The organism is Streptomyces sp. CAI-85 (genome assembly GCF_013363615.1).
Classification (GTDB): Bacteria; Actinomycetota; Actinomycetes; order Streptomycetales; family Streptomycetaceae; genus Streptomyces; species Streptomyces antibioticus_B.
In genome coordinates this window covers 1-12,502 of the sequence record NZ_JAANNX010000019.1, presented here as the reverse complement: position 1 = coordinate 12,502, position 12,502 = coordinate 1, and the positions used below count along the sequence as shown (strand labels likewise).

Here is a 12,502-nt window from a genome sequence, read left to right as displayed (position 1 = left end):
GGTCGCTACTTCTTCCTTTTGGAACGGGACTTCAGTTTCCGGGCGAGGCTCCCCAGTGCCCGCCGGACGAACGTCCTCTTCGGGGGATGGAGCCGGGCGGTGTCGATCACCACACGCCCCTTCGGGTTGACCACGGCCGACGCCCGGTACGGGTCGCCGTCCCGGCCCCACCGACGGGCCAGCGGCATGGGCAGGCCCTTGCCGCGCACGGGTATCTCGTACGTCTCACCCGCCACGTCGACGTACACGCGCACGCCCCGCTTGCCGGTGACGAGGGCCAGCGGGACCCGGGCGTGCAGCAGGGTCGCGGTGCCGTCGGGTGCCGTCTCCCGGGTCATCTCGCCCACCACGGGAGGCAGTTCGTGATCGTCCTTGAGCCGGCGCGCGCCCGCCTTGTCCGCGGAGCCCGGCATCGCGCCCTGGGCGAGGCGCAGCACCGCGCTGTCGACGTCACCGAGGACGGGCACCCGTACGGTCGCGGTCCAGGCGAGGGACTCGCCCTCCTGCTCCCAGCCGGAGGCCACCAGCTCGGTGCCGGCCGCGAGCCGGCCCGGGACCTTCTCCCCGACCAGCTCGTACACCCGGTCGGGAACCCCGACGAGCGCGTCGCGGAAGCCGGGGTAACGGGCGTAGGCGCGCTCGCCGTCGAGGACGAACGGGGGCGCCCCGTACTCCTTCTCCGAGGAGATCGCCTCGGCCAGCTCGTCGATCGCGCCCGCGCGCGCGAGGGCGATCCGCACCCGGCGCTTGACGTCCATGGCGTCCCGGATGCCGTCCGTGAAGTACTGGTCGGCCAGCCGGGCGATGCCCGCGCACAACTGGCGCTGCAACTCCCGGTCCAGGGACGGGAAGTCGTCCTGGACGAGCTTGGCCAGCTCCCAGGTGAAGTGCCGGCGCAGCACCGCGTCGCGCTCCGCGCCCGCCTCGACGAGACCGGCCGTGAAGTCCATGATCTCGGCCGCCGCAGCCAGCCGCGCCAGATGGTCGGCGCGGTAGGTGATGTTGCTGGCGTCGCCGCGCTTGACCGCGTAGTAGCAGGTGTAGTCGGCGACCACCGACACCTTCCGGGCGCGCACGATCGCCTCGATGGTGAACGGCTGGTCGCTGCCCACCGGAAGGTGCTCGGGGAACCGCAGCCGGTGCTTCTCCACCAGCTCGCGCCGGAACAGCTTGGTGTTGGCGAGGGTGAAGGGCAGCGCCGAGTCGGTCAGCCCGACGTGCTCGGCGTTCTCCTTGTAGAGCGCCTGGTGCACGTACCGGCCGTTGGTGCCGGCCATCTTGCCGACGACGACGTCCGCGTCGTTGTCGTCGGCGCACTTCACCATGCGCTCCAGCGCTTCCTCGCCGAGGTAGTCGTCGGAGCCGATGAAGTACACGTAACGGCCGGTGGCCACGTCCAGCGCACGGTTGCTGGGCGCGGCCGGGCCGCCGGAGTTGGGCTGGTGGATCACCTTGACGGTGTCCGGGTACAGCGCCGCGAACCGGTCCAGTTCGCGGCCGCTGTCGTCCGTGGAGCCGTCGTCGACCGCGACGACCTCCAGGCGCTCTCTGCCGATGCTCTGCCCGATCAGGGAGTTCAGGCACTCCGTCAGGTAGGGCATCGTGTTGTACACCGCGACGACGACGCTGACGTCCGGCGCGGTGCTCATGCGCCCGCCTCCACCGGTCTGCGCTCGGCCGGACGGACCGCGCTGCCGGGAACCAGCCGGGTGTACACCTTGTCGAGCAGCTCGGCCTGGGCCTCCCAGGTCCACTCGTCGAGCAGCCCGTCACGGTCGTAGACGCCGCGGTAGCGGTCGGCGTCGCCGAGCACCGACTTCACGGCCCGTACGTAGTCCTCGGTGTCCTCGGCGCGGAAGACCTCGCCCTGGCCGGTGCGCTGGACCATCTCGCCCATCGTCTTCACATCGCTGACGATCAGCGGCAGCCGGGCGTGCGAGTACTCGAAGAACTTGGTGATCAGGGCGATCTCGTGGTTCGGCCAGTGGTGGATCGGGATGACCCCGAGGTCCGCCGCCGCCAGGAACCGCACCACCTGGTAGTGCGGCACGTACGGCAGGATGTGCAGCCGGTCGGAGACGCCCAGTTCCTCGGCGCGCTCGCTCAGGGTCCGCATGTACTCGGACTCGGTGTTGAGCACGACGAACGCGGTGTGCACGTCCGGGAGCTGCGGCAGCGACTCGACCATGATGTCGAGGCCGCGCTGCGGGGCGGCGGCACCGCTGTACACGGTCAGCGGCACGTCCGCGCCGATGCCGCACAGTTCGCGCAGGTCCGGGACCGGCTCGGCGGCCTGCTCCGGGGAGACCTCGGCGTCGGGCGCGTTCAGCACGACGGAGGGGCGCTCCTTGAGCGAGTGCCGCTCCTGGAGCATCCCGGCGAGGGTGTCGGACACCGTGGTCACGGCGTCGGCGAACCGCGAGTACTCCAGCTCGTGCGCGCACTGCGCGAGGTGCCAGCGCGGGTGCGGGTTCCACGGCTTGATGCCGGGCAGGAACTCGTGCGCGTCCCAGACCAGCTTCACGTTGCGGCCGCGGGCCCGGGCGCGCAGGGTGGCGCGGGCGCCGACGCCGAGCATCCGGAAGTCGTTGGCGTGGATGAGGTCCGGGTCCAGCTCGTCGATGACCTTGCCGTACGCCAGCTCCATGTCCCACAGGTGCGGGTCGAGCCTGCGCCAGCTACGGGTGCCCATGGTGCGGTGCCAGAACGCGGTGGTGAACCGGTCCAGCGGGCCTTCCATCTCCTTGCGGCGCTTCTCCAGCTCGGCCGTCCTGCGGGCCCGCAGGTTCACCCAGTTCTGGATGAAGCGGGACGCCAGCCGGGGCAGCACCAGCCGCAGCTTGGTGAGGAAGGAGCCTTCCTGCTGGGCGAGGATCAGCCGGATGTTGAGATCGGCACGCCACGCCTTGATCTTCTGCCGGCGGTACGCGGCCAGCGGGCCGGGCTTGTAGGCCAGCGGCGAGCGCAGCACGGCCCGGCGGTACTCGTGGCGACGGCGGTGCAGCGGACCGGGGACCGGCAGCAGACGCACCTGCGCCTCACCGATCTCCCAGGTCGTCTCCTGCTTCCCCCGTGCCTTGCCGAGCAGGACGACGTCCCACCCGGCGGCGGCGGCCGAACGTGCTTCCTTCTGCACGCGCGAGTCGCCGTTCACCCCGTTGTCGACCAGCATGACGATGCGTCCCCGCACCGACTTCCGCGCCGACGTGTTCTCAAGAGCCATGAGTTGCCAGGTCCTCCACCTGAAGGGAAACGCTACGGTTCTGGGTCGCCGACTCCAGCACAGCGGCCGCCACCTGAACCGTACGCATCCCCTGGCGCAGGGTGCAGATGTCGGCGTCCTTGCCGAGCACCGCGTCCCGGAACAGTTCGTGCTCGACCAGCAGCGGCTCGCGCTTCGGTATGGCGTAGCGGATCATGTCGCCCTCGGAGACCCCGCGGAACGCCTGGAGGGCCTCCCACTCGGTGGTCACCGCGGAGTTGGAGTGGAAGGTCAGGTCGGCGGTGAGGGTGTCGGCGATGAAGCAGCCGCGCTCACCGGTGACCGAGGTGAACCGCTCCTTGAGCGGGCTCAGCCAGTTCACCAGGTGGTTGACCATGGTGCCGTCGTCGAGGCGGCCCACCGCGGAGACCATGTCCTCGTGGACCCGGCCGCTCTTGGAGACGGTGTGCGCGGCGATGGACACGTACTCACGGCCCGTCACCCAGCCGGTGAGGTCGATGTCGTGGGTGGCGAGGTCCTTGACCACGCCGACGTCCGCGATGCGGTGCGGGAAGGGGCCCTGGCGGCGGGTGACGACCTGGTAGACGTCGCCCAGCTCACCGGCCTCCAGGCGGGCGCGCAGCGAGCGCAGCGCCGGGTTGCAGCGCTCGATGTGACCGACGCCGGCCACCAGCGAACGCGACTCGAACGCCTCGACGAGCCGGCGGGCCCCGTCGACGGTCTCGGCGACCGGCTTCTCGATGAGCGCGCACACGCCGGCCTCGGCGAGCGCCAGACCGACCTGCTCGTGCAGATGGGTGGGGCAGGCCACGACGGCGTAGTCCACGCCGAGCGCGATCAGCTCCTCGACGGTGTCCAGGATCGGCGCGCCCTGGGCGGCGCCGAACTTGTCGCCCATCGGGTCGACGACGCCGACCAGGTCGACGCCCTCCAGACCCGACAGGACACGGGCGTGGTGACGGCCCATCGAACCGAGGCCGACGAGTCCGGCCCGCAGCGGCCTACCGGTGCTCACAGCTCCCCCAGCGCGTTCACGGCGGCGACGATCCGCTCCAGGTCCCCCGCGGACAGCGCCGGGTGGACGGGCAGCGACACGACCTCGGCGGCGGCGCGCTCCGTCTCGGGCAGGTCCCAGGTGCGGCCGGCCTTCTGGTCCGGCTCCCAGTACGGCTTCAGCCGGTGGATGGGGGTCGGGTAGTACACGGCGTTGCCCACGCCGGCCTCGGTGAGGCGGGCCATGGCGGCGTCGCGGTCGCCGCGGATGCGCACGGTGTACTGGTGGTAGATGTGCCGGGCGCCCTCGGCGACCTTCGGCGTGACCACGTTCGGCGCGCTGATGTGCTCGGTGAGGTAGGCGGCGTTGGCGATGCGCTGCTCGGTCCAGCCGTCGAGCTTGCGGCGCTGGACGCGGCCGATCGCGGCGGAGACGTCCGTCATCCGGACGTTGGCGCCGACGATCTCGTTGGCGTAGCGCTGCTCCATGCCCTGGTTGCGCAGCAGGCGCAGGGTGCGGGCGACCTGGGCGTCACCGGTGGAGATCATGCCGCCCTCGAGGCTGTGCATGTTCTTCGTCGGGTAGAAGCTGAAGGTGCCGGCGGCACCGAAGGCGCCGACCGGGGTGCCGTTCAGCGCGGCCGCGTGGGCCTGGCAGGCGTCCTCGACGACGGCGAGCCCGTGCTTGGCGGCGATGGCCATGATGCGGTCCATCGCGGCCGGGTGGCCGTAGAGGTGGACCGGCATGATCGCGGCGGTGCGCGGCGTGATGGCCGCCTCGACCGCGGCGGGGTCCAGACAGAAGGTGTCGGCATCGATGTCGGCGAAGACCACGTCGGCGCCGACCAGCCGGACGACGTTCGCGGACGCGGCGAAGGAGAACGACGGCACGATGACCTCGTCGCCCGGGCCGATGTCCAGCGCCATCAGGGCCAGGTGCAGGGCGGAGGTGCCGGAGTTGACCGCGACGCAGTGCCGCCCGTCGACCAGCTCCGAGAACTCCTCCTCGAAGGCGGCCACCTCGGGGCCCTGGACGACCATGCCACTGCGCAGCACGCGCACCGCGGCCTCGATCTCCTCCTCGGCGATCACTGGTCTGGCGGCCGGTATGAACTCATGGGCGTCGGTCATCGACATCCCCTCCTCTACGGCGACCTCGAAGGCGCACCACGTCATGCAGGGTCGGGAAGGGCCATGTCGATGCTCAGCACGGCCGCATCCCTGTGTCCACCGGCGCCTGTGGGCGAGTGGACGGGTTGTACACAGGAGCCCGCCCCCCGAGGGTTCCTGGCGGGAAGTCAGCCGTACCCGGTCCGGAGGGCCGGAGGTGCTCATCGGCTGTGGTCACGGTGTGCATGTCTTTGGCCACCGGGACCAGACTGCACGTTACCAGCACGGGGACGGCATTTTTCGCGGGTGTTACCACAGAGAAACCCAGGGCTCTGGTGCGCTCCATCACAAGCAAGACACAGAGTAACTCCGCGATGAACGCACGGCGACGCGGGTACGTGGGGGGTGGCACCCGGCACGGGCCCGTACGACGGCGGCGCGGGCGCCCGGTGGGATCCGGGTGCCCGCGCCGCCGTCGGGGTGAGACCGGGTCAGTCCTCCGTGGAGGCCGACACGGACGGCGCGCTCTGCTGCGCCGCCACCGTCTTCTTCGCCGTGGTGGCCTTGGCCGCCTTCTTGGCCGTCGTCTTCTTGGCGGCGGTCTTCTTCGCGGCGGTCGCGGTCGTCTTCTTGGCCGCCGTCTTCTTCGTGGCGGCCTTCTTCGCCGTGGCCTTCTTGGCCGTCTTGCGCGCGGCGGCCTTCTTGGCGGGAGCGGCGGCGTCCGGCTCGTCGGCAACTGGGGCCTCGGACACCTCGGCCTCCAGAACCTCGGGCGCCTCCGCCGCCGGCGCCTCGGCCGACGGGACGACCACGACGGCCGTCTCCTCGGACGCGGTCGGCGCGGTGGCCTTGCGCACGGCGCGGCGCCGCGGACGGGCCGGGGCCGCGCTCTCGGCGACCGGCTCGGCGGCGACCGGCTCCACGGCCGCCGGCTCGGGCGCGGCCTCGGCCTGCTCGACCGGAGCGGCCGCGGGCTCGGTGACCGTCACGACGGCGGCCTCCGCCCCGGCGGGCGAACCGGCCGGCGCGGACACCTTCCGGGTGGCACGCCGACGCGTCCGCCCCTTGGGCGCGGCCTCGTCGACGGCCGGGGCCTCGACAGCCGGGGCCTCGGAGACTGGAGCCTCGACCACGGCGGCCGTCTCTTCGGAGGCGACCGGCGCCTCGACGACCGGGTCCTCCACCGCGACCGGCTCCGCGTGCGCGGCGACCGCGTCGGCCGGCTGCACCGGACGCTCGGACTCCGCCTCGGCGCCGCCCTGCCGCCGCGACCCGCCGCTCCTCGGCGCGCCCGCCGGGGCGGACGCCCGACGGCCGGACCGGCGACGGCCCCGCCCGCGCGAGGCCGCGGCCTCCGCCTCGGCGACGCTGCTGAACAGCTCCTCGTCCAGGGCGAAGTCGGGCGCGGACAGCGCGACCGGCTCGGCCACCTCCGCGGCGACCTCCGCCTCGGTCTCGGTGTCGGTGTCCTCGACGGCCACGGCCGCCTCGGTCACCTCGGCGGTCACCGTCTCGTGCTCGTGGTCGTGGCCGGACGCGTCGCCGCCCCGGCCCCGCTTCTTGCGCTTGCCGCCGCCACCGGGGGACGTCGGCTGCTCCATGTGGACGATGACACCGCGGCCGTTGCAGTGCACACAGGTCTCGGAGAACGACTCCAGCAGACCCTGGCCGACCCGCTTGCGGGTCATCTGCACGAGGCCCAGCGAGGTCACCTCGGCCACCTGGTGCTTCGTCCGGTCACGGCCGAGGCACTCCAGCAGACGCCGCAGCACCAGATCGCGGTTGGACTCCAGGACCATGTCGATGAAGTCGATGACGATGATGCCGCCGAGGTCGCGCAGCCGGAGCTGACGCACGATCTCCTCGGCCGCCTCCAGGTTGTTCCTGGTGACCGTCTCCTCCAGGTTGCCGCCCTGGCCGGTGAACTTGCCGGTGTTGACGTCGACCACGACCATCGCCTCGGTCCGGTCGATCACCAGCGAACCGCCGCTCGGCAGCCAGACCTTGCGGTCCAGCGCCTTGGCGAGCTGCTCGTCGATCCGGTAGGTGGCGAAGACGTCGACCTCGGAGGTCCACCGCGACAGCCGCTCGGCCAGGTCGGGGGCGACATGGGAGACGTATCCGTGGATGGTCGACCATGCCTCGTCGCCGCTGACGACGACCTTGGAGAAGTCCTCGTTGAAGATGTCGCGGACGACCCGGACGGTCATGTCCGGCTCGCCGTAGAGCAGCGTCGGGGCGTTGCCGCTCTTGGCCTTCTTCTGGATCTCCTCCCACTGCGCCTGGAGCCGCTCGACGTCACGGCGCAGCTCGTCCTCGCTCGCGCCCTCGGCGGCGGTGCGCACGATGACGCCCGCGTCCTCGGGGACGATCTTCTTGAGGATGGTCTTCAGCCGGGCCCGCTCGGTGTCGGGCAGCTTGCGGCTGATGCCGGTCATCGAGCCCTCGGGGACGTACACGAGGTAGCGGCCCGGGAGGGAGACCTGGCTGGTCAGACGGGCACCCTTGTGACCGATGGGGTCCTTGGTGACCTGGACGAGCACCGACTGGCCGGACTTCAGGGCGGACTCGATCCGGCGCGGCCCGTTGGCCATGCCGAGCGCCTCGAAGTTGACCTCACCGGCGTACAGGACGGCGTTGCGCCCCTTGCCGATGTCGATGAACGCGGCCTCCATCGACGGCAGCACGTTCTGGACCTTGCCCAGGTAGACGTTGCCGACGTACGAGGTCGACTGTTCCTTGTTGACGTAGTGCTCGACGAGCACGCCGTCCTCCAGGACGCCGATCTGGGTGCGCTCGCCGCTCTGGCGGACGACCATCACCCGCTCGACGGCCTCGCGGCGGGCCAGGAACTCGGCCTCGGTGATGATCGGGACGCGCCGGCGGCCCTGCTCACGGCCTTCGCGGCGGCGCTGCTTCTTGGCCTCCAGACGGGTCGAGCCCTTGATGGACTGCACCTCGTCGGACGGCTCGGAGGGCTTGCGCGGCTCACGGACCTTGACGACCGTGCGCTCGGGGTCGCCGTCACCGGCCTCGGCGTCGGCGGAGCTGTCCCCGGCACGGCGGCGACGGCGACGGCGGCGACGGCTGCCCGCGGTGGATCCTGCCGTCTCCTCCTCGGCGTCCTCGTCCTCCTGCTCGGCGGTGTCCTCGGCGTCCTGCTCCGCCTGCTCGGCGGCCAGTTCGTCGGTGTCGTCCCCGGCGTCACCGTCGGCGGACTCGCCCCGGCGGCGGCGACGGCCACCGCGGCGGCGACGGCGGCGCGAGCCGGTCTCCTCGCCGTCGTCGTCCCCCTCGACGGCGTCCTCGGCGGCCTCGTCGGCCTCCTCCTCCGCCTCGGGCTCCTCCTCCGCGACGGGCGCGGCGGCGGGGCGGGGGGCCTCGGTCTCCTCGGCGGCGGGGGCGCCCCTGCGGCGACGGCGGCGGCGCGAGCCGGACGGCTCCTCCGCCACGGGCTCCTCGGTCTCCTCGACCTCGGTGGGCTCCTCGGGCTCGTCGGCCACGGCGGCCGCGGCCTCGGCGGCGGCCCGCTGCGGCGTCTGGAACTGCGGCTCGGCGAACACGGGCGCCTGGAACACGGCGACGGCGGGACGCGCCGGGCGACGCGGGGAGTCGCCCTCGTCACCGCCCTTGGCGCGCGCGGGCTCGGAGAACCCGCCGGCGGCGCGGCGCACCACCCGGCGGCGCGGACGGCGGGAACCGGAGTCCTCGTCGTCGGCAACCTCGGGGGCCTGCTCCACGGCGGCGGGGGCGGCGACGGGCGCCTCGGCGGCCTCGGTCTCCGCGGGCGCACCGGCGGGGGCGGAGGCCCGGCGGGTGGCGCGACGGCGGGTACGCGGCGCGGGCTCGTCGGCGACGGCCTCGGCGGCCGGAGCGGGGGCGGCCTCGACGGCCTGCTCGGCATCCTCGGTACCGGCCGACGTCACGGCCTCGGCGGTCTCCTCGACGGCGGGCGCGGCCACGCGGCGGGTGGCCCGGCGCCGGGTCCGCGGCGCGGGCGCCTCTTCGACGGCCTCGGCGGACGCGACGGCTTCGGCGGACTCGACGGCCTCGGACTCCGCCGGCTCCACGGCCGCGGGGGTCTCGGCCGGCGCGGACACCCGGCGGGTGGCGCGACGGCGGGTACGGCGCGGCGCGGCGTCCTCGGCGGGGGCCTCGGCCTCGTCGGTCACCTCGGCGGCCGGGCTCTCGGCGCTCACCTCGGCGGGCGCGGCGGCTACGACGGTCTCGGCGGCCTCGGCCGCCGCGGGGGCCCCGGCCGGCGCGGACGCCCGGCGGGTGGCCCGGCGGCGGGTGCGCGGCGCGGGCGCCTCTTCGACGACGTCGGTGACGGTCTCGTCGATCTTCGTTTCCTCGACGCCCTCGGCGTTCTCGGCGTCCTCCTCCGCCAGGGCCTCGACGGACTCCGCGGCCGGTATGGCCGGCGCGGTGATCTCCGTCGACGCCTCGGCACCGGCGGCCGGCGGGCCGGCGGGCCGGGAAGCGGCACGGCGCCGGCGACGCGGCGGCAGGGTGTCGCTGGGGGTGTCGTTCTGGTCTGCGGAACCCTGGGCGGGTTCGGTCGGCTCGAGCATGCGGGTGTGTCTCCCGTCAGGCTCCCGGGCGCCGCGCTGGTCCGGTGCCGATCACTGGGGATCGGTCACCGTTGACGTCCGCGGCTCGCGCGCCCTGCGCGCTGCCGCCGTCCGGGGCGCGGCCGCCGCACGGGAGCTCTCTGTGTCTTGTCTCGCCGGTTCCGTACGCCGTGTTGCCTACGGCCTGGCGAAAGTCTTCTGGTGGGTGCGCTGCCCGACCCAGGTGGCTCCCGAGTACGAGGGCGGCGCTACGACGTCCGTCCCGGTGCGGGCCTTCCCTACGCCGGCGCCTTCGCGGCGGCAGTCGGATCGGCCGATGGGGCCCCGGCTGCCTCGCGGTCGGGCGCGAGCGGGTCGGTCACCGCGCCGGTCTCTTCATCGAACAGCCCCTGCGCCAGCCTGGTCACCGCTGCGGGGACCGGCGGCGCCAGGTCGGCCACGGCGCGGAGACCGGACAGGACGTCGTCGGGTCGTACGGCAGGCGTCACGTGCCGAACAACCAGCCGCAGTATCGCACAGGGCCGGTCGGTCGGCCTATCAGCCGTTTCACTCTGTGTTTCGGGTCGTGCTTCGGGTCCTGCCTCGAGTCGGACGACCGCCGGGCGGGCGTCGAAGGTGCGCACGCCGTTCTTGGTCATGCGCTGGACCTCGACGGACTCGGCGGAGTTGAAGGCCAGGACGGCGCGCTCGGCGTCGGCCGCCTCCACCCCGTCGAGCCGCAGCTCCCACACGGAGGCCGTGAGCCGGTCGGCGAGGCCCGAGGTGCGGGCCTCGACCGCGTCCGCGATGTCGAGCCCGGCCGGCAGCGACTCGTCGAGCAGGGCTCTCAGCTTCTCCGGATCACGCGCCGCGGTGAGCGCGATCTCCAGGTACTCCGCCTCACTGCCCGTGCCGGTGGGTGCGGCATTGGCGTACGACACCTTCGGGTGCGGTGTGAACCCCGCCGAGTAGGCCATCGGCACCTCGGCACGGCGCAACGCGCGCTCGAAGGCACGCTGGAAGTCACGGTGGCTGGTGAACCGGAGGCGGCCGCGCTTGGTGTAGCGCAGTCGGATGCGCTGCACCGCGGGTGCGGGCGGCGGGCCTTCGGGCTGTCGCTTGCCCAGGGGACTTCTCCTTGTGTTACGGCGGTCGGGACCGTGGCGCGGATCCCCGCGGTGGCGGGGAGCGGTCCGGCCGACGCCTTCCCAGGGTCGTGCGGTCGGGATCACCCCCGCATCGGCGGGGAGGCTTCGCGTCCGGTCCTCTTTTCTAGAGTACGCGTTTGCGCGTCCACCAGTTCCCGCCCGGCGGCGGTCTCCCTCTCCCGGGGTGCCCCGAAGAGGGCCCGTCGTACGTCGGCGCGGGCCTGCCGGACCGTCTCGCGGGCGGTGGCCAGGGCCTGCCGGGTGCCCCGGCCCAGGGCCCGGGCGGCCTGGGCGACGGGCCGCAGGACGGCGTCGCGCACCACGTGTCCGACGGGCGTGAGCACCGTGCGGTACACCCAGCGGGCCGGGTCCACGACGATCCACCGGAAGAGGGTCGCGAGGAACCGTCCGACGGCGAGCGAGATCCGCCCGGCGATCCGCCAGGCGTGCCCGAGCGCCTGCCCCACCTCATGGACGACGACCCCCAGAACCCGCCCGATGGGCACCAGCACCCACCGCCACAGCCCGACCGCCGGCCACACCACCAGCACCCGGCACACCCAGTACAGAGCCAGCCCCACCCCCGTGACCAGCGCCGCCACACACCACACGGCGGCCCGGCCGACGGGGGCGAGGATCCATGCGTACAGCCATGCCGCCGGTACGACGACCAGGTACCGCAGGAGCCAGAGCACGGCGTGGCCGCACGGTGTCATCAGCCGCGCGTACACCCACGCAAGCCCGGCCCCGAACCCCCGGGCCAGCCACACCAGTCCGGCCCAGAAGCCGCGGCCCAGCCACGCGAGGCCGGCCCAGCCCGTCCGCCCCACCCAGGCGAGCCCGTGGCCCACCGGTGTCAGGACCGCCCGGTAGAGCCAGACCGCCGGGACGACGACCAGCACCTTCACCAGCCAGCCCAGCGCCGTGCCGACGGGGACGACGACGTACCGCCACAGCCCCACCAGCGGCCACACGAACAGCACGCGCCCCAGCCACACTCCCAGCCACAGCAGCCCACGGCCCACCGGCCGCAGCAGCGTGTCCAGCAGGAAGCGGCCCGCGACGACGAGCGCGTCCCAGGCCATCCGCACGGGCAGCACCAGCACGAGCGCCACGATCCGCACCGGCAGCCGGATCGCCACGACGAGACACCCCTCCGGCCGCTCCGGGGCGACGGGACGTTTCTCCAGGTCCATACCGGTAAGGACGCCGGCGCACGCCGGTTGGATGCACCGAGCCCCCTTCCCGGCCGGAATCCGGGGAAAGGGGGCTCGAAAAGCAGTTCAGCGAGCTTGTACCTCAGTGGCTGTGCGCGCCGCTCCCCGCCGGCTGCTTCACCGTCAGCGGCAGCAGCTTCTTGCCCGTGGGGCCGATCTGGATGCTGGTGTCCATCGCCGGGCACACCCCGCAGTCGAAGCACGGCGTCCAGCGGCAGTCCTCGACCTCGGTCTCGTCGAGGGCGTCCTGCCAGTCCT

7 protein-coding genes are annotated in these 12,502 nt (G+C 73.1%); all 7 read right to left on the bottom strand.

The features are described 5' to 3' along the window. Positions 1-5 precede the first annotated feature (5 nt). Positions 6-1,649, bottom strand: a complete 1,644-nt coding sequence (locus tag G6W55_RS21290; RefSeq protein ID WP_175522433.1) for a glycosyltransferase — start codon at positions 1,647-1,649, stop codon at positions 6-8. Further along, the gene (locus G6W55_RS21285) at positions 1,646-3,223 is read right to left on the bottom strand and encodes a glycosyltransferase family 4 protein (RefSeq protein WP_205070268.1); all 1,578 of its coding nucleotides are present in this window, start codon (positions 3,221-3,223) and stop codon (positions 1,646-1,648) included. The genes G6W55_RS21290 and G6W55_RS21285 overlap by 4 nt, the downstream gene beginning before the upstream one ends. Further along, positions 3,213-4,238 carry a Gfo/Idh/MocA family protein gene (locus G6W55_RS21280; protein WP_175522432.1) on the bottom strand — a complete coding sequence of 342 codons (1,026 nt, stop codon included), beginning with the start codon at positions 4,236-4,238 and terminating at the stop codon, positions 3,213-3,215. The genes G6W55_RS21285 and G6W55_RS21280 overlap by 11 nt, the downstream gene beginning before the upstream one ends. Then, a complete protein-coding gene (locus tag G6W55_RS21275) occupies positions 4,235-5,347 on the bottom strand; it encodes a DegT/DnrJ/EryC1/StrS aminotransferase family protein (protein WP_175522431.1) in 1,113 nt (370 codons plus the stop codon). The genes G6W55_RS21280 and G6W55_RS21275 overlap by 4 nt, the downstream gene beginning before the upstream one ends. Positions 5,348-5,817: 470 nt before the next feature. Further along, positions 5,818-9,900, bottom strand: coding sequence for an Rne/Rng family ribonuclease (locus G6W55_RS21270; protein WP_175522430.1), 4,083 nt, complete (start codon positions 9,898-9,900; stop codon positions 5,818-5,820). 278 nt (positions 9,901-10,178) lie between these two features. Then, positions 10,179-10,964 (bottom strand): TIGR03936 family radical SAM-associated protein, encoded by a 786-nt coding sequence (locus tag G6W55_RS21265; RefSeq protein ID WP_175522429.1) that lies wholly within the window; start codon positions 10,962-10,964, stop codon positions 10,179-10,181. Between the two features lie 143 nt (positions 10,965-11,107). After that, positions 11,108-12,223 (bottom strand): hypothetical protein, encoded by a 1,116-nt coding sequence (locus G6W55_RS21260; protein WP_175522428.1) that lies wholly within the window; start codon positions 12,221-12,223, stop codon positions 11,108-11,110. Positions 12,224-12,502: the final 279 nt, after the last annotated feature.